At 47.9% G+C, this 20082-nt stretch carries 26 protein-coding genes; 13 read left to right on the top strand and 13 right to left on the bottom strand.

Features of this window, described 5'->3' with window-relative positions; all coding sequences use genetic code 11:
• Window positions 1-51: 51 nt before the first annotated feature.
• Complete coding sequence (locus ACFVS2_RS00935; RefSeq protein WP_017247917.1) at window positions 52-933, top strand: LysR family transcriptional regulator; 882 nt, start codon at window positions 52-54, stop codon at window positions 931-933.
• A gap of 8 nt (window positions 934-941) precedes the next feature.
• Here ACFVS2_RS00935 and ACFVS2_RS00930 read toward each other — a convergent pair whose 3' ends face one another.
• Together ACFVS2_RS00930 and ACFVS2_RS00925 are read right to left on the bottom strand one after the other, a co-directional pair.
• A complete protein-coding gene (locus ACFVS2_RS00930) occupies window positions 942-1610 on the bottom strand; it encodes a phosphatase PAP2 family protein (RefSeq protein ID WP_390229908.1) in 669 nt (222 codons plus the stop codon).
• Window positions 1607-2059 (bottom strand): YaiI/YqxD family protein, encoded by a 453-nt coding sequence (locus ACFVS2_RS00925; protein WP_173620285.1) that lies wholly within the window; start codon window positions 2057-2059, stop codon window positions 1607-1609. Before ACFVS2_RS00925 ends, ACFVS2_RS00930 begins: the two co-directional genes overlap by 4 nt.
• A 69-nt stretch (window positions 2060-2128) precedes the next feature.
• Here ACFVS2_RS00925 and ACFVS2_RS00920 point away from each other — a divergent pair, with 69 nt between their 5' ends.
• Complete coding sequence (locus ACFVS2_RS00920; RefSeq protein ID WP_390229905.1) at window positions 2129-2455, top strand: hypothetical protein; 327 nt, start codon at window positions 2129-2131, stop codon at window positions 2453-2455.
• Between the two features lie 64 nt (window positions 2456-2519).
• Here the strand turns inward: ACFVS2_RS00920 and ACFVS2_RS00915 are convergent, their stop codons facing one another.
• A complete protein-coding gene (locus ACFVS2_RS00915) occupies window positions 2520-3440 on the bottom strand; it encodes a S8 family peptidase (RefSeq protein ID WP_390229902.1) in 921 nt (306 codons plus the stop codon).
• A gap of 187 nt (window positions 3441-3627) precedes the next feature.
• Between ACFVS2_RS00915 and ACFVS2_RS00910 the strand changes: the two genes are divergently transcribed.
• Window positions 3628-3900, top strand: coding sequence for a stage VI sporulation protein F (locus ACFVS2_RS00910; RefSeq protein WP_007725880.1), 273 nt, complete (start codon window positions 3628-3630; stop codon window positions 3898-3900).
• A 111-nt stretch (window positions 3901-4011) separates the two neighbouring features.
• On the opposite strand, the gene ACFVS2_RS00905 is transcribed toward ACFVS2_RS00910, so the two are convergent.
• The 4 genes from ACFVS2_RS00905 to rnz all read right to left on the bottom strand — a co-directional run bounded on the left by ACFVS2_RS00905 (window position 4012) and on the right by rnz (window position 6138).
• Window positions 4012-4101 (bottom strand): YjcZ family sporulation protein, encoded by a 90-nt coding sequence (locus tag ACFVS2_RS00905; RefSeq protein WP_100169674.1) that lies wholly within the window; start codon window positions 4099-4101, stop codon window positions 4012-4014.
• Between the two features lie 128 nt (window positions 4102-4229).
• Window positions 4230-4886, bottom strand: coding sequence for a YczE/YyaS/YitT family protein (locus ACFVS2_RS00900; protein ID WP_173620288.1), 657 nt, complete (start codon window positions 4884-4886; stop codon window positions 4230-4232).
• A gap of 27 nt (window positions 4887-4913) precedes the next feature.
• Window positions 4914-5138, bottom strand: coding sequence for a hypothetical protein (locus tag ACFVS2_RS00895; protein ID WP_173620289.1), 225 nt, complete (start codon window positions 5136-5138; stop codon window positions 4914-4916).
• A 43-nt stretch (window positions 5139-5181) separates the two neighbouring features.
• The gene (gene rnz / locus ACFVS2_RS00890) at window positions 5182-6138 is read right to left on the bottom strand and encodes a ribonuclease Z (RefSeq protein ID WP_390229895.1); all 957 of its coding nucleotides are present in this window, start codon (window positions 6136-6138) and stop codon (window positions 5182-5184) included.
• Window positions 6139-6264: 126 nt separating this feature from the next.
• Here rnz and ACFVS2_RS00885 point away from each other — a divergent pair, with 126 nt between their 5' ends.
• Genes ACFVS2_RS00885 through ACFVS2_RS00875 form a run of 3 tightly spaced genes read left to right on the top strand, consistent with a single transcriptional unit; the run spans window position 6265 to window position 8854 of the window.
• Complete coding sequence (locus ACFVS2_RS00885) at window positions 6265-7257, top strand: ABC transporter substrate-binding protein (protein ID WP_390229892.1); 993 nt, start codon at window positions 6265-6267, stop codon at window positions 7255-7257.
• A 6-nt stretch (window positions 7258-7263) separates the two neighbouring features.
• Complete coding sequence (locus tag ACFVS2_RS00880) at window positions 7264-8067, top strand: ABC transporter ATP-binding protein (protein WP_390229889.1); 804 nt, start codon at window positions 7264-7266, stop codon at window positions 8065-8067.
• Window positions 8048-8854 carry an ABC transporter permease gene (locus ACFVS2_RS00875; RefSeq protein ID WP_106652840.1) on the top strand — a complete coding sequence of 269 codons (807 nt, stop codon included), beginning with the start codon at window positions 8048-8050 and terminating at the stop codon, window positions 8852-8854. The genes ACFVS2_RS00880 and ACFVS2_RS00875 overlap by 20 nt, the downstream gene beginning before the upstream one ends.
• 80 nt (window positions 8855-8934) lie before the next feature.
• Here the strand turns inward: ACFVS2_RS00875 and ACFVS2_RS00870 are convergent, their stop codons facing one another.
• From ACFVS2_RS00870 to ACFVS2_RS00860, 3 genes are all read right to left on the bottom strand, one after another.
• On the bottom strand, window positions 8935-9321 hold the full coding sequence (locus tag ACFVS2_RS00870) for a VOC family protein (protein ID WP_390229885.1): 387 nt from the start codon (window positions 9319-9321) through the stop codon (window positions 8935-8937).
• Between the two features lie 67 nt (window positions 9322-9388).
• Window positions 9389-10348 carry a tetratricopeptide repeat protein gene (locus ACFVS2_RS00865; RefSeq protein ID WP_390229882.1) on the bottom strand — a complete coding sequence of 320 codons (960 nt, stop codon included), beginning with the start codon at window positions 10346-10348 and terminating at the stop codon, window positions 9389-9391.
• A gap of 106 nt (window positions 10349-10454) precedes the next feature.
• Complete coding sequence (locus ACFVS2_RS00860; RefSeq protein ID WP_390229879.1) at window positions 10455-10829, bottom strand: ATPase; 375 nt, start codon at window positions 10827-10829, stop codon at window positions 10455-10457.
• 167 nt (window positions 10830-10996) lie between these two features.
• Between ACFVS2_RS00860 and ACFVS2_RS00855 the strand changes: the two genes are divergently transcribed.
• A complete protein-coding gene (locus ACFVS2_RS00855) occupies window positions 10997-11440 on the top strand; it encodes a DUF2621 domain-containing protein (RefSeq protein WP_007724494.1) in 444 nt (147 codons plus the stop codon).
• Window positions 11441-11505: 65 nt separating this feature from the next.
• Window positions 11506-11748, top strand: a complete 243-nt coding sequence (locus tag ACFVS2_RS00850) for a hypothetical protein (RefSeq protein ID WP_007724492.1) — start codon at window positions 11506-11508, stop codon at window positions 11746-11748.
• Between the two features lie 233 nt (window positions 11749-11981).
• On the opposite strand, the gene ACFVS2_RS00845 is transcribed toward ACFVS2_RS00850, so the two are convergent.
• Window positions 11982-12581 (bottom strand): DUF502 domain-containing protein, encoded by a 600-nt coding sequence (locus ACFVS2_RS00845; RefSeq protein ID WP_390229874.1) that lies wholly within the window; start codon window positions 12579-12581, stop codon window positions 11982-11984.
• 110 nt (window positions 12582-12691) lie between these two features.
• Here ACFVS2_RS00845 and ACFVS2_RS00840 point away from each other — a divergent pair, with 110 nt between their 5' ends.
• From ACFVS2_RS00840 to ACFVS2_RS00820, 5 genes are all read left to right on the top strand, one after another.
• On the top strand, window positions 12692-13519 hold the full coding sequence (locus tag ACFVS2_RS00840; protein WP_390229871.1) for a sulfurtransferase: 828 nt from the start codon (window positions 12692-12694) through the stop codon (window positions 13517-13519).
• A gap of 154 nt (window positions 13520-13673) precedes the next feature.
• Entirely contained in the window at window positions 13674-14864 is a 1191-nt protein-coding gene (locus ACFVS2_RS00835) for a helix-turn-helix domain-containing protein (protein WP_390229868.1), read from the top strand.
• A 46-nt stretch (window positions 14865-14910) separates the two neighbouring features.
• Window positions 14911-15912 (top strand): ABC transporter substrate-binding protein, encoded by a 1002-nt coding sequence (locus ACFVS2_RS00830; protein WP_390229865.1) that lies wholly within the window; start codon window positions 14911-14913, stop codon window positions 15910-15912.
• On the top strand, window positions 15909-16712 hold the full coding sequence (locus ACFVS2_RS00825) for an alpha/beta hydrolase (RefSeq protein ID WP_390229862.1): 804 nt from the start codon (window positions 15909-15911) through the stop codon (window positions 16710-16712). The genes ACFVS2_RS00830 and ACFVS2_RS00825 overlap by 4 nt, the downstream gene beginning before the upstream one ends.
• A gap of 38 nt (window positions 16713-16750) precedes the next feature.
• Window positions 16751-17545: a DUF817 domain-containing protein gene (locus tag ACFVS2_RS00820; protein WP_390229859.1), complete on the top strand. Its 795-nt coding sequence runs from the start codon at window positions 16751-16753 to the stop codon at window positions 17543-17545.
• A 53-nt stretch (window positions 17546-17598) separates the two neighbouring features.
• On the opposite strand, the gene ACFVS2_RS00815 is transcribed toward ACFVS2_RS00820, so the two are convergent.
• Window positions 17599-18582: an ABC transporter substrate-binding protein gene (locus ACFVS2_RS00815; protein WP_390229856.1), complete on the bottom strand. Its 984-nt coding sequence runs from the start codon at window positions 18580-18582 to the stop codon at window positions 17599-17601.
• A gap of 199 nt (window positions 18583-18781) precedes the next feature.
• Window positions 18782-19930 carry an MFS transporter gene (locus tag ACFVS2_RS00810; RefSeq protein WP_173620304.1) on the bottom strand — a complete coding sequence of 383 codons (1149 nt, stop codon included), beginning with the start codon at window positions 19928-19930 and terminating at the stop codon, window positions 18782-18784.
• Window positions 19931-20082: the final 152 nt, after the last annotated feature.

The raw sequence follows: 20082 nt of genomic DNA, 5'->3' as shown, positions 1-20082 counted from the left end.
ACATTTTTGTATATGGTAATCAAATATTTAGATAAGAGGGATTCCAACTGTATGGACTTCGAACAATTACGCGCTTTCTACACATTGGCCCAAACGAAAAATTTCACCAAGGCTGCGGAAATGCTCCACTTAGTCCAGTCTACGGTGACAATGCGAATCAAGCAACTGGAAGAAAAAGTTGGCAAACCTCTTTTCATTCGTGATAAAAGAAGTGTGGAGATTACCCAAGCGGGCTTAACTCTTTTACCGTATGCAGAGAGAATCCTCAAACTATCCCATGAAGCCCTAAATGAAGTCGCTTCACTCCAGCCTTATGAAGACTATTTATCGATCGGTAGCTTAAACGCGATCTGGACTTCCACCCTCGAGCCGATCTTGAAAGAGTACCACTATCGATATCCACAAATTGCGATCAGCACAAAGACAGGGCACTCGTCCGATGTCATCCAGTATTTGCTGGACAACGTGATTCAAATCGGAATCGTGTACGTTCCCCCATCCTTGCCCAACTTTGACGTTATTCCAACGTGGGATGATGAAATTGTCTTGGTATGCTGTCCTGAGAGCCCCATTGCCGCATCTACACACGTCGATTCGCGCGAGCTGCGCAATCTGCCGCTGTTGTACATGAATTGGGGCCCTCCTTTTAACGAGTGGATTAGACAGACACTGCCGCGTAATTACGTACCCAAGCTGACAGTAGACAAAGCGGAGCTCGCCATCGACCTGATCAAAGAAGGTCTCGGCGTGAGCTTGTTGACGCGCTCTACCGTCAAAGCGGAGCTTGCGGCGGGTACCTTGAAGGAACTGATCATAACAGGTAATAAGCCTCCTAAACGATCGGCGTACATCGTCCTGCCGAAGGACAAAAAAAATAAACCCAGCGTAGAAAAATGGCTGAGTTTAATGAGTGAATTAGGATATTCCACCTAGTTTGCTGATTACCTGGAATGCGGTATGGGGTCGACGACCGTGCTTCGTCTCCCCATCCATTCTTCATAGCCAAGACGAAGAAGAAAATACCAGCACATCGACAGGAAAAAGCCGGTAAGCACATCACTTAAATAATGAACACCCAAGTACACACGGCTGAACGCGAGCAATGCTACGAAAATAAAAACCGCAGGCTGTACGAGCGACGACCATCTTTTCTCCGCAAACCATTGGGCAATCCAAAACGCAACTATGCAATAAAAGGCTGGTCCAATCATCGCATGACCACTCGGAAACGAAAAGGACTCCGGCAGCTCAATCAGATTGACGCCACTCGGTCTAGGTCTCTCAAAGAACCGCTTTAAAAGCTCATTCGCAACTTCACTGGCACCGAGGGAAATCAGAACAAACATTGCCTCCACACGATATTTCTTTATGTATAGGACAACGAACATGATCACCGCTACAGGTACAAGGAACATTCCTCCGCCAAGATTGGTTACCAATCGGAAAAAAGCAGTCCCCGCATCCGAGCGAATCGACTCCGCAAATGCGATAGCTGCTTGATCCATACCTGCCACTTTCCCTGCTACGTAGAGGGCAAACATGATTGTGGCAAGTACCGCAAACCAAAGAGCTCCGCGTACATATCCATTTTTTCTCGTTGTCTGATTCATTGTTGATCTCCTCTTTCCATCAAAAAGCGCAAGGACTCAGCAAATCGCTGATCATCTTCACGCGTGCGAGCAGCAGGCCCCTTCGTACGACCTCCCCCGCGCCGATATCTCGCTTTTTCATTTCGTTCTTCCAAATGAAACGTAATCCGTTCTGGGTCAAAAACCATCCCGTGTGGTGTCAGGGCATGGGCTCTCTTCCCAAGAATCAGCGCTGCCAGACCAATATCCTGCGTCACCACGACATCCCCTGAACTCGTTTCGTTCGCCAGCTTCATATCTACTGCTTGTGGGCCGGCATCTACCGTTACATGATTTGCGTTGCCGATTTGATGATTATAACTGGCAAAGGTCAAACAAATCCAGTTGAGCTCCTTGCACAATGCTTGGGCAGTTAAGAGTGCCTGGCGCGGACAGGCATCCGCATCGATAAGAACACGTCCTTTTGACATGGTTTCTCCTTTCGTGTGCATTTCTCTCCCCGTACCGATTCATTTTTGGTATGATGGAGGTGGAGAGGAGTGAGTTCACCTTTGCGCTATCAATTTATCCATGATGAACGGCTAGGTATACGACTTCCCGTACTGCATCTGGAATGGGAAGATTATTCGAAGGTAGAAAGAGCGGACATGTTGCTGGAATGGGAAGAAATCCGCGCGACCATTCCGGATAAAATATACCGGGTAGAGAAGGTCATCATTGAGAAAACCAAACAAATGTCCGAAGAAGAAAATTTCGTAAGATCTTGTGAATTGAACAGCGAGATCCACGAGTTGGCTAGTGTTATTAACGATCTTAATATATGGTTCCGTGTCCAGCAAGACCATGACACCAAAATCCATCAATAATTCGTTTATAAAAAGCAACAGCTCCTTGGCTTCATTAGCCTCGGAGCTGATTTTTTTAGGAACCCTATGCTTTTTTTCGCTTGCGACCAATTTCTAACGCCTTCAGCCCTGCTACATGCGGGGCAGCCATCGAAGTGCCGTTCAGCTTTTTAAACTGATTCCCCGGCCACGTAGACAAAATATCAACCCCGGGTGCCTTCATATTTACGCCCTTGCCTCTCGCACTGAACGATGCCAATTTTCCCATTTGATCAATCGCACTAACCCCTAAGACACCATCGTACCGCGCTGGATACTCCGCTTCTCCCCCTCCATTGCCTGCAGATGCTACCAATACGATTCCCTGCTGATGGGCCCGACCAACTGCTCTCGCCATTGCTTCGCTATATTGGGGCATGCCAAAGCTCATGTTGACAACATCCATCTTATTGGCAATTGACCATTGCAGGGCCTGCAAAATGGTCGACAAAGATGATTGACCCTCATGATCAAAAGCACGGACGTCATATAAATGGGCCTCTGGAGAAACTCCGACAATTCCTCTTTGGTTCATCTCAGCTACGATGATCCCTGCGACATGCGTCCCGTGTCCATTTTGTTTGCCGCGCACTAGCTGGATGCCACCCTTTATTTGATCCTTCAAATCAAAATGATCGCGGGAGATTCCCGTATCGATGACAGCGACCTTGACGCCTGCTCCACGCCCCTTTCGCCACAATCTCTGTGCCCCCACATATTGCACGCCCCACGGGATTTCATCCACCCCTTGCGCATGGACGCTTACGGTAATGTTCTCTTCCACCATCGCTTTATACCTTCGAAAAAGCTCCTCATGCTGCTCAAAAATCTTTTGTTTGACACACAAGCAAGAAAGGTCATCATAGCATCGCCATGGAAGTCTCTCGGTTTTGGTCAGAACCTTGGTTTTCAAATCTGACAGTATCTCGGTAAACGGCGTATCCCGATGAAAGCTGACAATTTTCAACCCACTAGCCTCCTGTCATGCGTCGTTCTGACTCATCCTATGTCACGGCTCCCCCTATGGGTTTGGGCCATTGCACAACGTTGAGCAAAATAGGCGAATAGCGGCCTGAATCTGTCCAAGCGAACTCCCTTGCTTTTCCATATAACTGCATATGGCAGGCGTATTCCTTTGAAAGGAGCGAAGCATCATGGCAAAAGCAAAAGGAAAAGCAAAGGCAAAAGTCAAGCTCAAAGCGAAGGGCAGTCCACGTGACATACTGAAGTCCATCAACAAGAAAAGCAAGAAAAAATGGACGATGGGTGATGTCCGATCGTTGGCAAAAAACTTCTCCATGAAAGACTTGAAGGATGACAAGAAATTAAGCGAGCTGATTAAAAAAGTCAGCAAGGCGGTCGGTGTCAACTTATCCGACCAGCAAATGTCCAGTGTAAAAAAACAAGTGCATGATCGCCTCGGATAAGATATGTCTCCCCTTGGCTTCGCCACTCTTTGGCGAAGCTTTTTTTGCAAAACAAAAGAGAGAGCGAAAAATCGCTCTCCCTCCTGGCGAAGCTAATACCCTGTGTTTTCGTTAGTCGCAAGAGCATGCAACGATAACGAGCAATACGAACAACACCAGTATTAAAGCAAAGTCGTCAAATCCTCCGTTGAACAGACTCATTCGCTTTCCCTCCTTTGCCAGCAACTAGTCATACTGTATGTGCGAATGCTCAAGAATGATTGGACCATCGCCTATACAAGACTGTTTTTCCTGGTTTTTTACACAGTTACTGGCAAATGGAAAGGAGATTAGCTCGCTTGTCTTTCAACTGGTTCTGGCAATCCATACTGCTTTTTCATGACTTGACGCCAAAACGGAATCGTACGTTGAATCATCGGTCCCGTTAACAGCGCTATCAGTATCGTGCCGATTGACACAGGTCCACCCAAAGCAGCACCTGCAAGCAGTACGGTTACTTCTATGATCAGTCGGACTCGCTGGATACTCCAGCCAAGACGCTCGTTCATCGCCAGCATGAAGCTGTCGCGCGGTCCTGCCCCAAGAGAAGGAGATAAATACATCCCGATCCCGACAGCCAAAACAACGACACCTGCGAGAAACATCAAGAGCCTCGCCCAAATAGATTGCAGCTCAGGAATAAAATCTAACCATAAGATAAGATCGAGAAAAACGCCAAAGCAAATCATATTTAAGAACATTCCAAAATTAGGCTTTATTTTTGCCACCAAATAAGTGGCGAAAATGACAACGACTCCTACGATCTGAGACCACAGGCCAATCGTTAATCCAAATGTTTTTTGCAGGCCAATGTGAAAGGTTTCCCAAGGTGCTACGCCGAGGTTTGCTTTAATGGCCAGTACTGTACCGAATGCACCAACGAACAAGCCCAGTACAAACATCATGTAGCGAACTGTGATCGACCTGTTGAACCCTCTGCCAGACACGTCTCTTTCATCTCCTGACGATGTGGTTTACTTCCAGCCTGCAATGACTTCGTAAAAAAGCCCGTCCTTCCGGTAATACGCTTCCGATTTGGAGAAGTTCAGGTAGGTCTGTGCCTCTACAAGCTGCTCTCCCGTCAAAATGACCTGGCGTTGCTTGTTCACATCGTCTCGATATTCGACGACGAGGCTGACCTCTTCCGACTGACAATGTTGAATGAGTTCTTCTGGTGTAGTAAAAGTAATCCGCTTCATGCTCCCCCACCTCCTCCATCGTGATCATTCATTATAGCAGGGATTATGGCTTTCTCCCATCGTTTCTCTCTCGCTTTACAGAAATGCTGCCAAGATCATCAGCCAGTTGGGTCGCCGGGAAAATTTGCTGCGCTTCTGCCAACAGATCCTCCATCGAAAAATCTCCGTCTTCATCTTCATAACGTGGACTAAAGTGAGTCAGGCATAGTTCTTTCACACCCGCGTCTTTGGCAATTTGAGCCGCCTCGCGTGCTGTGGAATGCCCGCTTCTGGTCGCCAACTCCTTGTCATGATGGGCGTAGGTCGCTTCGTGGACAAGCAAATCTGCCCCTGTTGCCAGCTCCACAACCGCTTGGCTCGGCTCCGTATCTCCACTGAAGACGATTTTGCGTCCTGGCTGCGGCTCTCCAACGAAGTCCTTCCCGTCCAGCACTCGACCATCCTCGAGTGTGACCTGTTCTCCTCTCTTCAAGGCTCCAAATAACGGCCCTGACGGCACACCGGCCTGCTTTGCCAGTTCTACTTGAAATGCTCCTGTCTTTTCCTTTTCCATCACGGCATAAGCAAACGAAGGCACACGATGTTTCGCCAATCGACAGCTCACCACGATCTCTTCGTCCTCGTAGATTACGCCCTCACTAACGATTTTTATTTCCAAAGGATATTGCAAATGAACTGGACTTGCCTCCATGATAGCTCGAAAATATTGGTCGAGCCCCGGTGGTCCATACAGCTCTAACGGAGTCGGTTCGGTATTGCGCAAAGACCGGCTCGCAAGCAGTCCGATCAGACCGTACAGATGATCCCCGTGCAAATGAGTGATAAAGATTTTATCCAATTGACTAATTTTCATCGGTGCTCGTAGTAGTTGATGCTGAGTCCCCTCTCCGCAATCAAACAACCACCATTTACCTGCCTGTAAAAATCGCAATCCGATACCACTCACATTTCTTCGCGTAGTGGGTGCACCTGATCCGGTGCCTAAGAATGTAACGATCACGCTATGTCCATCTCCTTTGTGGCCTTCCCTCATCATGTGCCTGTCTCTATCTCTAGGCATTCACCCTTTTTTGTCTGGGCGCATAGCCTACAACATACAAAGCCTAGCAAGGAGGGACTCCTAATCATGAAACGATTTTTGGCGCTGGGGCTGGCCGCTTTTCTCGTTATGACGGCCGTCTTGACTGGCTGCTCCAGCACTCCCGAAAAAATAAGAATTGGTGAAGTGACTCGTTCTTTGTTTTACGCCCCTCAATATGTCGCACTTGAAAAAGGATTTTTCAAGGAAGAAGGTTTGGAAGTGGAGCTCTCAACCATACCCGGCGGAGATAAAGTGATGTCGGCTCTGTTATCTGGCGGCATCGAGGTCGCGCTCGTCGGCTCCGAGACCAGCATCTACGTCTCTCAGCAAGGTGCTGCCGATCCAGTTGTCAACTTTGCGCAGCTCACGCAGACGGACGGTACCTTCCTCGTCTCCCGCAACAAAATGGATGACTTTACTTTCGACAAGCTAAAGGGCAGTGTCTTCTTGGGTCAACGTAAAGGCGGTATGCCGCAAATGGTCGGAGAGTATGTACTCAAAAAGCACAATATCAATCCGCAAGGCGACCTGGAACTCATTCAGAATATCGAATTCAAAAATATTGCGTCTTCCTTCGCATCTGGTACCGGAGCGTATGTACAGCTGTTTGAACCGGAAGCCTCCCGCTTTGAACAGGAAGGAATCGGCCATGTCGTCGCCTCTTTTGGCAAAGAGAGCGGAACCGTTCCATACACCGTCTTCATGACAAAACAAAGCTATATCGACAGCAACGCAGCAGCTATCCAAAAGTTTACCAATGCGGTCTACAAAGGGCAACAGTGGGTTGCCAGCCACAGTGCAAAAGAAACAGCTGATGTGATTGGCAAGTACTTCGAGCAAATCGATCCAAAGATTCTGGAAACCGCTGTACAGCGTTACCTGGAACAAGGCTCCTATGCGACGGATCCCATTCTGGACGAAAAGGAATGGAATCAGTTACAAGATATTATGGATTCCGCTGGTGAATTAAAGCAACGCGCTGATTACACCAAGCTGGTAAACACCACTTTTGCTACCCAATCCAAGGAAGGGAAATAGGCCGTCATGAAGCAGATTTCTTCTACGCCGGCAAAAATAGAACTCGGCCACGTGACCCATCTTTATTTATCCACGACCAGGGCGTTCATGGCGGTCCAAGACATTAACCTGCGCGTGGAGGAAGGCGAGTTCATTTGTCTGGTTGGTCCCAGCGGTTGTGGAAAGACGACGCTGCTCTCACTCATTGCAGGGCTTGAGAAGCCGACAGCAGGCAAGGTGTGGATCGACGGAAGAGAAGTCAACGGAACGTCTAGGCAAGTTGGGTACATGCTTCAGCAAGATTATTTGTTCAATTGGCGGTCCATCGAAGACAACGTGTTTCTCGGACTCGAAATCCAAAGCATCCGTTCCAAGGAAACAGAGGAGTACGCCCTGCATCTGCTGGATGAGATGGAACTGTCTGATGTACGCAAATCCTCTCCCCTGCAGCTATCAGGCGGCATGCGGCAACGGGTTGCACTCGTCCGTACACTCGCCTGTCAACCTGATGTACTGTTGCTTGACGAACCATTTTCGGCATTGGACTACCAAACCAAACTCAAGCTCGAAGACTTGATTTTTTCGACGCTGCGTCGGCATAAGAAAACGGCAGTGCTTGTGACACATGATCTCTCCGAATCGATCGCGATGGGCGATCGCGTCTATATCTTTTCTCGCAACCCGGGACGCATCAACAGCGAGATTGTCGTACCCAACCCGATCCGGGATGCTCTGCCATTCGATGCCAGAAATCATGATGGATTCCAAGACTTGTTCCATCGCGTGTGGAAAGAGATGGAGGTAGTGTCTGATGCAGCCAAAGGAAATTGAATCTGTCCATCGTCGCTACTTACAGTTAGAAAAGCGTATGAGCTTTTCCGTCTTTTCCACACAACTGTTCCTCTTTCTCGTTTTTCTCGGTTTATGGGAGCTCTTGGCTCGAACAAACACCATTAATGCACTCATCTTCAGCTATCCCTCCAAGATTTGGGCTCAATTTTGGTTGCAGCTGCAAGATGGCAGTCTTCTCCCGCATGTCGGCTTGACCGTATGGGAAACGATTATCGGCTTTCTCTTAGGAACGATTCTGGGAACCGTCATGGCAACGATCATATGGTGGTCCCCTTTTCTCTCCCGCGTACTAGAGCCTTATCTGGTGATTGCCAACAGTATGCCAAAAGTAGCCCTCGGTCCGGTTTTTATCGTCGGCTTTGGTCCAGGTTTGCTCTCCGTCATAGCGATGGGGTGCGCGATCTCGGTCATCATCACCACAATCAACGTCTACACCAGCTTCAAGGAAGTCAATCAAAACTACGTCAAAGTCGTGCAAACACTCGGGGGTAGCAAGCGGCAAATCTTCACGCTCGTCATTTTGCCAGCTACCATCCCAACCCTTCTCGCTACGCTGAAGGTGAATGTCGGACTTTCATGGGTGGGCGTCATCGTCGGAGAGTTTCTCGTATCCCAGCAAGGCTTGGGGTATTTGATCATATATGGCTTCCAAGTATTTAATTTCACCCTGGTCATGATGAGCTTAGCCATTATCGCGGTTATCGCTACCCTGATGTATCAAGGCGTAGCCTATATAGAGCGGCGGCTCACCAGCCAGTTCAAATAGATGGCTTCTAAAAAACGGTGCCAACCATCTACCGGGGATGATTGCACCGTTTTTTCATGGAGCAATACGTTTTGGAGAGGTTAGGGGGCGACGATCTCGACCTTAATTCGATCTGGGTCCTCGAAAAACAAAGCATAATGTCCCTCGCCTCCAGCATGCGGATGCCGATCCTGATAGAGCAAAGAGATACCGCGACGAGCAGCTTCCTCCCGCAGCTTTTCCACATGCTCTCGATCCCGTGCGTAAAATGCCAGATGATTTAAACCGACACGACAACGGTGATACGAAATGTCAAGGAATCGCTCTTCTGCCTGGACAAAAACCAGATAGGTACCGTTCTGTTTCCAGCTTACCCCACTGGCCCATTCTTGATATCGCGTATAGCCCAGTCCCCCCTCCAACAACCAGCCCCAAAAATCTTTTGAGCGTGCCAGATTGGAGACATACACTTCTACATGATGCAGCATCGCACAGCCCCCCCCTTTTTACAGAAAAGCGCCCGACAGCGAAATGCCGGGCGCTACAACTATCGATTTACTTCCAAAACTTCCACTTGCTCTTCTTCGTCGTCGGATCGTCCATTTGGCTCTCGACGACTTTCTGTTGGGCGGTTGCTTCCACTTCGTGCGCTCCAGGTACTCGATTCAGGAAGTGATCGACCATAGGCTTGTAGTTATCTGGCAAATGCTCTTGCATGTTTCGCAGGATGACAATTGCCTTTTCCATTTGATCGGTCGCCAACAGAGCGTTGGCATAGTTGAAGCCTGCATACGGATACGGGAAATGTGGCGTCCAGAACTTTTCACAAATCTGAATCAACTGATAGACATAACCCGCTTGTCCCAATTCACCTGTCACAGTCATGACGACCTCAAAGCGATCTTTCGCTCCTTCAATCGCTACCGTGTACCATTTCATTGCATTCAGGAGATCCTCCTCATTCAACGCAACACGCGCCAGCTGCAATTGTGGTCTCCATGCGCCTTCTTTACTTGCCAGCGCCTCTAGCTGCCCTTTCAGCTCATCCTTTTTCCCTCTTTGCAAGAAGCTCTCGACAAACATGTTCAAGCCATTTTCTTGATTCGGGTCTTTGTGAAGGCCTGTATGTAGGGTCTCGAACGCTTTTGGCTCATCTCCCTCAAACGCGAAGATTTTTGCCAAATTGGTGCATGCCGTGCCCGAGGACGGGAATCGTTCCAGACAATCTGTCAGGATTTTTTTAGCGCTTTCAAATTCTCTCGCCTGCATATGAACGACTGCACGGAAAATGAGAGCAGACTCGATTGGACCGTATAATTCGAGAAGCCTGTCGGCAGCGACAGCGGCTTGCTCATGAAATTGACCCTTCACCAACTCCATCGCAAAATCGCGAAGCTTATCTTTTTCATCCCAGTACTTATCCAGATTTTGCGGAATTATTTTTTTCTGGTAGTCCTCTCGGGACATATCGATGGTTTGACCGAACTCATTGGTAAACGTCACAAATTCAGACATGAAACAGCCTCGCTTTCATTTCCTCACAAAAGTTTCAAATGATTGTTAAAGGGACAAGATATTTCCAAAGAAGAAGAACGATTCTCCACACAAGGAAAACCGCCAATTAGATCCATGCTTTGATATTTACTTTACGGATAAATTCCTCCATTGATTCCTTCGCGGGTTCGTCATTTGCCTCTTCTGCATCTTCCATGCCCATCAGTTGTCGAAACAGTGCTTCGTTCCTTGTCGCCAATGCAAAATCAAGTAAAGCCTCATGCGAGATGCGATTTGCTTCTTCCTCCAGCAACTGCTCCTCCAAGGCGATATCCTCTTCTACAACGGCGATTTGCTTATCAATTTTCGGAATGCGTAAAACCCAGGAAAATGCGCTGTCCGGATTGCGGTCACGAGCAATCAGGTAACCGTATTCACCCAAAGGCAAACCTTGCTCGAAGGAGTCGGCAACAATGACGACGCGTTGTCCAAGCTTGAACATGAGCGTCAACTCCCAATAAAGATTAATTCTAATCATACTAAATTGTATGTGTTCTTGGGAAGAGCAAACCCCAAGGATAGGAAAATGCACAAAAAGTTTGTTGCTCGAACCAAAATAAGGTACAATTTTTACTAGTGAATGGATATTCGTAATGAGGTGTACAAGGTATGGGTGAAATGTCTACAGGGTTTTCCCTGTTTATCGTTGGTTGGACCATCGTTCTCGTAAGTCTTATGGCCATTGGCGGGTATTTCATGTTCCGCAAATTTCTCAAGTCCATGCCCAAGCAAGACGGAAAATCCGACTTGGATTGGCAAGATCATTACATTGATCAGACACGTTCACTCTGGACAGATGAGGGTCTGACCTTGCTCAATGAATTAGTTGATCCTGTGCCACAGTTGTTTCGTGATGTTGCGAGACGTTCTATTGCAGCGAAAATCGGCCAGATCGCGCTGGAAGAGAAAGCAACCACCATTACAACAGATTTGATTGTAAAGGGCTACATCGTAGCAACCCCCAAGCGGGACCACAAATGGCTCATTGCCCACCTGCAATCCAAAGAAATCGACTACACTCCCTATGAAAAATATTTGAATGCAGAGGGATAATTGAAACTTCCTGTGGAGTCATCCGTAAAAAAGGGTAAGACCTTTTTGGTAAGGAGACGATGTGGATGTCAGTCCTACTCACGATTTTGGGGATCGGTTTCGTTATATTGATCGTTGCGATTGTCATTGTGGCGGTCCTCTTTAAGAAAGGCGCCCGGTTCTTGTGGAAAATGACCGGACGTGGCTATCACAAGTACAGCAGCAGTGATTACCGATATCGCCCTTTTTGGAAGATGGGGCATCGAACATACGGTCATCGTCACTACCGTCGTAAATATTCCAGCCATAGTGGATTTTTTAGCAGCTAACATAATTAAAATGAGAAGGCACTCAAACTCGTTTGAGTGTCTTTTTTATGTGGAAAAGTCGTAGTTGGTGCAAGTTACAGTGGTGTGGTTCAAAGTATATATGAATACCACCTCTGACAACGATCGCTATAGTAACTACAGGATTGAATGGAGAGAACACGAAAGAAGTTCCCAAGAAACAAGCAACAAACCTCCAAAACCACAAGACTCGTGGCGCTGGAGGTTTGTATTATTTACGCATCGCTGCTTTTTTTGTTTACGTTTTGCGGACCTCCGGATACTCCACCCGATACCAGGAATGCCATGACTTCTGAGCTTTCCGTATCAAGCAGCAGTACCTGATCGCTCGGGAACAACAGGAGATTTCCTGCAAAATTGTACGACTGGGGCAGATAGACCGCTACATGGTCTGTCAGACCGAAAGAATCGAGGCTTTCCTTTGTAATAAACCCCATTGCCTTCGCATTTCCATCCTTGGATAGCGTCACGAGCACCGGCTTGTCGAAGCTCTTCTTCTCCCCTACAAACGCTCCGATCAAATCCTTGATGGATGTATAAATGAGTTTGATAAACGGCACTTTCTCGAAAACAGTGGACACGAGCGAAAGTACTCCGCGTGTCAGCACATTGGATGCAAGGAAACCTACAATCGTGATGCCGAGTATGGTCAAGAGGAAGCCTAGTCCTGGAATTTGGAGATTAAACCACTTGTGGACCAGCAGGTAGAACCAATTATCCACAGTCGTGAAAATCCAGTACAAAATATAAATCGTCACTGCCAAAGGAATGACAAACAATAGCCCCTCTAAAAAATAGCGAATGAAACGCTTCATCTCTCTTCTCCTCTCTTCTCCTCTCTCCTAACTACCTTACCGTAATTATTGTACCTGATTGGATTGCCATCTGCTATGATGAAGAAAAAAAAGCGAAAGTAGGGAGATTCATGCAAGCACTTGTCACACCTCAATGGCTCAAGGATCATCTGAACGATGAAAATTTGGTGATCGTCGATTGTCGTTTTGCTTTAAGTGCTTCTGAAGCAGGTGCAGAGGAATACACGAAGGACCATATCCCGGGAGCCCTCTACTTTCATCTGAGCCGTGACCTTTCTGGCTCCAAAAGGGAGCATGGTGGACGTCATCCTCTACCAGACACGGATCTGCTGGCTGCCCATTTTTCAAATGCGGGAATCGATGCCACCACGACTGTCATCGCCTACGATGATCAGGAAATGGCGATGGCAGGACGTCTATGGTGGCTGCTGCGATACCTTGGTCACGATCAGGTAGCTGTACTCGATGGCGGATACGCTGCTTGGAAAAAGGCTGGCTATGAGATAACAGCAGAAGTACCTACTGTACAACCTCGAGTGTTCGTCCCCTATGTCCGCCACGACATGCTGGTTGACATAGAAGGTGTCAAACAACGCAGCGAGCACACTGTATTGCTCGATTCTCGTGCGCCAGAACGCTACCGCGGCGAGAACGAACCAATCGACGCAAAAGCAGGTCACATTCCCGGGGCGCACAATTTCTTTTATAAGGACAACCTCGCTGGTGATCAGACGATGCTTCCAGCAGACGAGCTGCAAAAGCGTCTCGCCCCTTACGCTGATAAAGAATTGATTGTCTATTGCGGCTCAGGCGTGACGGCTTGCTCCAATTTGCTCGCTTTCCATGCTGCTGGTCGATCAGATGTGAAATTGTATCTGGGCAGCTGGAGTGACTGGAGCTCGTATCCAGATAATCCAGTAGCTACCGGCGAAGAGTAATTCCAAAAATGAATTGGCGGGCGATCACTTCCCTACGATACTGGGGAGTGGTCGCCTTAATTTTTCTCTTCCTCTATCATTTTTGCTTTTATTCATAGATAATAATTATCATTATCACAAAGTTTTGCACTTGCCTGAAAAGGTGGATGGATTCATGAAGCAAAATGAAGAATACGAGCCTAGACGTCATATGTCACTCCACGAGGTTCGTGCCTATATGATCTGTAACTTCGATCGTCCGTTAAACGTAACTACGTTGGCAGCGATGGCGAACTTGAGTCCGAGCTATTTTGGCGATTCGTTCAAAAAGGCTTACGGACAAAGTGTCATGGACTATGTAACGAGTCTGCGTATTAATCACGCCAAACGATTGTTACGCGAGACGGATATGAAGCTGCGGGATATTGCGAAAACAATCGGGTATAGCGATGAGTTTTACTTTAGTCGGAAGTTCAAAAAGGAAGTGGGAGTGTCCCCATCCGTGTATGAAAGAGCTTCCGAGCGCAAAGTTGCCGTCTTCTCCCCTTCCCTGCTGGGTCATCTAATGGTATTAGGAATTTTACCAGTCGCTGCTCCTTTGGATGCGAAGTGGACCCCCTATTACTATCAGCAGTTTCAGCAACGAATTGCGGTTCATCTAAAAGCGGTCGAAACACCATGGAACGATGACGATCAGGAAATGATGCTTCTGGCTGCCAAACCGGACGTTGTCATTAGCCACATAGAACTTCCCGAAACTACTAGGCTACGCTTGTCCGCACATGGCATAGACGTCTTGACCCTCCAATCATCTGGCTGGAGAGAGCAATTACGTGAAGTGGCCAACTACACGGGCAAAGAAACTTCTTGTGACTCCTGGATCGCTTTTTATGAAGCGAAGGCTGCTGCCGTTCGCGCAGACCTGCAGTCCGTGCTCAAGCAAGATAAATTTGCGATCATTCGACTTTATCGGAATGGCATCCATCTCTACAACAACAAAGGAATGAAGGAACTTCTGTACGATGATTTGCAGCTTTCTCTTGTGGAAAAGGAAATGAAACCTTGCAATCAGCCCATCACGCTCGAGCAGCTTGCGAGCTTAGACCCGGAGCGAATCCTGTTGTTCGTTTGTCTGGATGAGTCGACACGTCTAAGCTGGCTGACGCTGCAGCATCATTCGCTTTGGAGAGAACTTCGCGCTGTACAAAATGGATACCTCTACTCCTTGCCTTCTAATCCGTGGTACGAGTATTCACCTGTTGCCATGAACCGAATGCTGGATGAAATGGTGCTGATGGTAACGGGGAAAAGTCCAAATGCAATTCAAGGTGTTGTCCATGGAGCCCCTTTCTCGCGTGAATTATAATGTTTTCCAGTGAGAAACATTATCATCGAGAGGGGATTCCACTAGTATGACAAAGAAAACTAGCCTTGCGCTAATGCTGACCACGACGATGCTCGTTGCTGGACTTGCAGCAGGCTGCGGGAACAATGCAAGCAATGAGTCTGTGACGCAGAAGGTCGATTCGTCCGCGACTGGGAGTGCCGAAGGATCGGCAAAGAGCTCTACTGACCAACCTGCCTACCCGCGAATACTAAAAGATGAAATGGGTAACGAGGTGACATTGCCTGCCGCACCTGCCAAAATATTCGCTCCCAATCTGGAAGATACTTTGGTCGCACTAGGCGTTGCTCCGGTCGTACAGTGGTCATCTGGCTCAAGACCAAAAATGTATTTGCAAGATAAGCTAAAAGATGTGCCGTCCATTACCTTCGCAGGTGGGTTGCCTCCAGAGCCGGAAGCGGTTATGGCCCATGAGCCAGATCTCATCCTCTTGCACAATGCCAACCATATCGAAAGCGGCGTATACGATAAATATAAGATGATTGCTCCGACGTATGTGTTCAAGCAAGCAAATGCTGATCTTGAATCTTCCGTACGCGTGGTAGGCGATCTGTTGGGCAAGTCGGCGGAAGCTGAAGAAGCTTTGCAGAAATATAAGGAGCATGTCGATTCAGCCAAAAAGGTGCTGGCCCCTCATATCCAAGGCAAAAAAGCAGCGATTATTCGCTTCAATGACAGAGGGATGTTCTTCATCAAGTACGATTTCTTCAGTGGATACGTACTTACCAATGAGATAGGCTTTTTGCCGAGCCAAGTTGTATTCGGCGGTGACATTAATTTATCACTAGAGAGCTTACCTGATTTGGATGCGGACTATATTTTCCTCATCAATGACGCTGGTACGGGGGATGCGTTCGAGAAGGATTTGACTGAGAGTCCTGTTTGGAAAAGCATGGAGGCTGTGAAGAACGGTCGTACGTTTAAAGTAGAGGGAGATCACTGGTTAAGTGGCGGCCTGATCGCACATATGAAAGTCATTGACGATGTGAAAGGATTGATTGCAAAATGAGAATCATAGAGAAAAATGGCTACTCCCCTCGTAATTGTGTAGAGTGGACACTGCAATCAAGCCAAGGTCGTGACTATCGGATTATGATTGCGATACCAGAAGCTGAGGCCCCTCCTGAAGGGTATGCGGTTATTTATGCCGTGGATGGCGATGCGATGTTTGGAACGATTGCCGAGACAGTGAAGGTGCAAACCCGTAAGCCCAAGGGCTTCAACCCAGCCATTGTTGTAGGAATCGGCTATCCATCACGTCTACCATTTGACATGGACCGCCGTTGTTACGATCTGACCATGCCTGTGGACGCAGCTACGCTTCCTGACCGACCAAATGGGCAGCCTTGGCCAGAGCATGGTGGAGTTGATCGGTTCCTCGATTTCCTTGAACAACAGCTGATGCCAGCTATTTCTTCCGAGTGGCAAGTAAATCCGAACAAACAGGCGATTTTCGGCCACTCCTTGGGCGGACATTTCACACTGTATACGATGTTCTCGCGTCCGAAGCTCTTTTCTCACGTCGTATCAGGCAGCCCTTCCGTCTGGTGGGGCAACGACGAGGTATTGAGGGAGCAAGAGCGCTTCACCGCCCAATGGAAAGGGGATCACGAACTAAAGCTTCTTGTCATTGTTGGCGGTGATGAGCTCTCCTTCATGGTCGAGGGTGCACAACGGGTCGTCGAGCGCATGGAACCACTCGCTACCAAAGGTGTTCAAGTGAGCTACATCAAATTCGAAGATGAGGGCCACGTAAGCGTGCTGCCTTCCGCGATTAATAGACTTGTGCGGTTTGTGCTTACGGATTAGCCCTCTGAAACTACTTTCAGAACGTAAAGGACAGACAAATGATACGATATATTCGTTTATTGCTTCATTTCGGCTATCAAGAAGCCATGTCTTGCTTGTTTCCAGTCTTTATTTTTGCTTCGCTCGCCTTATCCAAGTTCGTCACCATTCCTGGTTTGCCGAGGTATGACCTCCTGCTTTTGCTCTGCCTACTCTTCCAAATCTTCATGGTGAAAAGTGGCTTGGAGTCTCGGGACGAATTGAAGGTCATCACGGTCTTTCACGTGATCGGGCTGTGCTTGGAAATATTCAAGGTGCATATGGGATCTTGGAGCTATCCTGAGGATGCGTACAGCAAGGTGTTTGGCGTTCCTCTTTACAGTGGGTTCATGTACGCCAGTGTCGCGAGCTACTTATGTCAAGCGTGGCGCCGACTTGAGGTCACACTCTCTGGCTGGCCGAATCAGATTATCGCCACAATTTTGGGCGCAATGATCTATTTGAACTTTTTCACCCACCATTATATTTGGGATTTGCGTTGGGTGCTGATGGCAGCTATTTTCATTGTCTTCTGGAAAACCCGTGTTTATTTTAGCGTCGCGAACGAGCGATTTTTCATGCCCATCCCTCTTGGTTACTTTTTGATCGGTTTTTTCATTTGGATTGCGGAAAATATAGCGACGTTCCTCGGCGCTTGGAATTATCCGAATCAAAAAGCAGGCTGGGAGCTCGTGCATCTCAGTAAAATCAGCTCGTGGTTTTTACTTGTTATCGTGAGCTTTATTATCGTGGCGGAATTGAAACACGTAAAATCCAGAAGATCCCAGTCCCATGATAGAAAGAAACACACGTAAAAAGCCTATCCACTCTTCCTACGAAACGTCAAAGGGTGGATAGGCTTTCTCTCTTATTTCATTACGTTGCCGAGTACATTCTCGATCATTTGGCGGTTGGCAATGACACCTGTGTACAGCCAGCTGGAATCTTTCGCAAATGTATAGGCATTTCCATTCTTCACAGCAGGAATATTCGCCCATACTGGATCCTTTTGCAGCTGTTCCACAGCAGTTCGATTACTGTTTACGATAAACAAGTACTCGGCATCGAGTTCAGCCAATTTCTCCATGGAAATCGCGTTCCAGTTTGCTTCTCCTGACTTGGAGATTTCCTGAACGATGGTAGGAGCCTTAAACCCAAGGTCCTTGTAGAGCACATCACCGCTAGACAAGTCCTGACGTGCTACGTACACATTTTTCCCCGTCATCCACAGTGCTGCCGCTGATTTTTCCCCAATCGCTTGCTGCAACTTTTGTTTGGACTCGGCTGCAAATGTCTCATAATCTGCCAGCACTTTCTTCGCTTCTTCTCCCTTGTTGAGAACTTCCCCTACTGTCAGGAGCTCTTTACGCCAATCGCTGTTCTTTTCTTTTCCGATTGTATAGGTTGGCGCAATTTTTTCGTACTGACTATACTTGTCGCCTTGGATCAAGGTCGCGCTATCCAAAATAATCAGGTCAGGACTATGGCTCATCACGACTTCTGGTGGCAGATCATAAGGAATCGCTGGAATACCCGCCAGCTCCTTTTGCAGGTAGCCTTGTACCTCGCTGTTCCCTACTGACCATTGGGCAACCGGCTTCACTCCCAATGCGACTAAATGATCCTCCAAGTAAGAAGCGATCACGCGCTGCGGTTGGGCTGGGACTGTTACTTCATTTCCCATCGCATCCTTCAATACCCGTGGAGCTTCAGCTGATGGTGTCGCCGTTTGACTATCGCCAGTTTGTGTCCCTGGATTCGCAGTATTCGGCTGGCCAGAGCAAGCGCTCACGATTGTAACTAGGCTTGCCAATACGACACTGGCTATCAAAAGTTTGGCTGTTTTCTTCATTGGTGTGTTCCTCCATCTGCGTCATGCCATCAAGCAGCGACAATTGCCAACTCGACTACATTTCCGTTGAGAATAATTATCAAAATCACAATGGGTATTATAGCGGATTATGGCACGATGCTCAACTTTTTGTTTATGGAAACGAAAAAAGACCTCCTGCTTCTAAGCAGAAAGTCCTTCGTCTATCCGTCTTGCAGCTTTATCGCGGAACCCCGCTTAACAAGAATCGATGCAGTCCCCCGATCAGACACACGCCAGCTGTTACAAAAAACGCAATGAAGTAGGAATGGTGCCAATTCCCCAGCAAGCCTGCCAATACTGGGCTCAATACCGCTCCGATCGACAATACCGCTGAGTAAATACTAAACACGCTACCATATTGCTCTCGGGGGGAATGTACCGTCAAAATGGTCGCAAAAGCCGGAAATAGCATCCCAAAGCACGCACCGAAGAAAAACATCATCACATGAATCGGAATTGCCAGCCCGATTGCCAGGGCATACAGAAGAAGACTAAGTACGCCCAAACCAGCAAACGTTCTCGTCTCAACGGGAACGCGATGCAGCCAAAACTGGCACAGAATAGCAAGTGCCCCCAACCCTTTCAAGCTGAACAATATGCCCGTAACGGCCGGGGACAGCCCTTGTTTTTGGATGAGCAAGGGTACTTCGTAGATGATCGTTCCTTGAGCGTAAATGATCGCAAATCCCCCAAGAAACGCAGGGTACAGCATTCGATTTTCCAGGATGGCGGTAAGGCTCTGCTTGCCTCCACCTTTGATCCGTGGCGTGGACGGCGTGCTTCCCTCTACTCTAGCCGGCAGCATCATCCAAGCGAAAACACCAGCAATGATCATCATGTAGCCAAGAATCACGAATGATTGACCATAGCCGAACTGCACTGCCAAAAAGCTACCGACTGCCGGGGATACGATACCTGCCGAGGTAAGGACCAATCCCTTTTTACCCATGATTTCGCCCTGCTCAAGTGCCGTCTTCCCTGTTTCTCCGAGCAAGGCAGAACAAGCAGGAGATACAAACGCCATCAAAAACCCGAGCATCAGTCGAAAGGTAAAGAAACCAGCGGTATTTTGCACGATGCCTTGGCCAATCAGCATCACCCCAGCCAAAATCAATCCACCTGCGATAAACCATTTTTTCGGATAGCGATCGAGAAAAGGGCCAGCGAGCAGGTTGCCTGTCAAATTACTGATCGCATAACCGCCGAGCACGAAGCCGATCATCGCAGCGGATACACCCAATACGTTTAAATACGGCGCAAGAAGAGGCGTCTGCGCGTGCATGTCAAAGGCAACAAGAAACAAAACCACTAACAGGAGAGCCCTCAAAGTATTCCCTTCCTCTCTAACGGCCTGTCTTTGTCCCAGTATATGAAGGGAATGGTACAAGTAGGATAAGAAAAGGAGAGGGAAGATTCAGAATAAATATAGCAATTATTTTTGTATTGCCGTAATATTTACTGTATTACCGTAATTGTTTT

The sequence above is a fragment of the Brevibacillus sp. NPDC058079 genome (genome assembly GCF_042885155.1).
In the GTDB taxonomy this organism is placed as follows: Bacteria; Bacillota; Bacilli; order Brevibacillales; family Brevibacillaceae; genus Brevibacillus.
The sequence above is the reverse complement of the archived record's forward strand: the minus strand, read 5'-3'. Positions and strand labels throughout refer to the sequence as shown.

Bases quoted from the DNA above. Each gene is read 5' to 3' on its own strand.
- ACFVS2_RS00935 (WP_017247917.1), top strand. From the start codon at position 52: ATGGACTTCGAACAATTACGCGCTTTCTACACATTGGCCCAAACGAAA.
- ACFVS2_RS00930 (WP_390229908.1), bottom strand. From the start codon at position 1,610: ATGAATCAGACAACGAGAAAAAATGGATATGTACGCGGAGCTCTTTGG.
- ACFVS2_RS00925 (WP_173620285.1), bottom strand. From the start codon at position 2,059: ATGTCAAAAGGACGTGTTCTTATCGATGCGGATGCCTGTCCGCGCCAG.
- ACFVS2_RS00910 (WP_007725880.1), top strand. From the start codon at position 3,628: ATGGCAAAAGCAAAAGGAAAAGCAAAGGCAAAAGTCAAGCTCAAAGCG.
- ACFVS2_RS00905 (WP_100169674.1), bottom strand. From the start codon at position 4,101: ATGAGTCTGTTCAACGGAGGATTTGACGACTTTGCTTTAATACTGGTG.
- ACFVS2_RS00895 (WP_173620289.1), bottom strand. From the start codon at position 5,138: ATGAAGCGGATTACTTTTACTACACCAGAAGAACTCATTCAACATTGT.
- ACFVS2_RS00885 (WP_390229892.1), top strand. From the start codon at position 6,265: ATGAAACGATTTTTGGCGCTGGGGCTGGCCGCTTTTCTCGTTATGACG.
- ACFVS2_RS00880 (WP_390229889.1), top strand. From the start codon at position 7,264: ATGAAGCAGATTTCTTCTACGCCGGCAAAAATAGAACTCGGCCACGTG.
- ACFVS2_RS00875 (WP_106652840.1), top strand. From the start codon at position 8,048: ATGCAGCCAAAGGAAATTGAATCTGTCCATCGTCGCTACTTACAGTTA.
- ACFVS2_RS00870 (WP_390229885.1), bottom strand. From the start codon at position 9,321: ATGCTGCATCATGTAGAAGTGTATGTCTCCAATCTGGCACGCTCAAAA.
- ACFVS2_RS00865 (WP_390229882.1), bottom strand. From the start codon at position 10,348: ATGTCTGAATTTGTGACGTTTACCAATGAGTTCGGTCAAACCATCGAT.
- ACFVS2_RS00860 (WP_390229879.1), bottom strand. From the start codon at position 10,829: ATGTTCAAGCTTGGACAACGCGTCGTCATTGTTGCCGACTCCTTCGAG.
- ACFVS2_RS00855 (WP_007724494.1), top strand. From the start codon at position 10,997: ATGGGTGAAATGTCTACAGGGTTTTCCCTGTTTATCGTTGGTTGGACC.
- ACFVS2_RS00850 (WP_007724492.1), top strand. From the start codon at position 11,506: ATGTCAGTCCTACTCACGATTTTGGGGATCGGTTTCGTTATATTGATC.
- ACFVS2_RS00845 (WP_390229874.1), bottom strand. From the start codon at position 12,581: ATGAAGCGTTTCATTCGCTATTTTTTAGAGGGGCTATTGTTTGTCATT.
- ACFVS2_RS00840 (WP_390229871.1), top strand. From the start codon at position 12,692: ATGCAAGCACTTGTCACACCTCAATGGCTCAAGGATCATCTGAACGAT.
- ACFVS2_RS00835 (WP_390229868.1), top strand. From the start codon at position 13,674: ATGAAGCAAAATGAAGAATACGAGCCTAGACGTCATATGTCACTCCAC.
- ACFVS2_RS00830 (WP_390229865.1), top strand. From the start codon at position 14,911: ATGACAAAGAAAACTAGCCTTGCGCTAATGCTGACCACGACGATGCTC.
- ACFVS2_RS00825 (WP_390229862.1), top strand. From the start codon at position 15,909: ATGAGAATCATAGAGAAAAATGGCTACTCCCCTCGTAATTGTGTAGAG.
- ACFVS2_RS00820 (WP_390229859.1), top strand. From the start codon at position 16,751: ATGATACGATATATTCGTTTATTGCTTCATTTCGGCTATCAAGAAGCC.
- ACFVS2_RS00815 (WP_390229856.1), bottom strand. From the start codon at position 18,582: ATGAAGAAAACAGCCAAACTTTTGATAGCCAGTGTCGTATTGGCAAGC.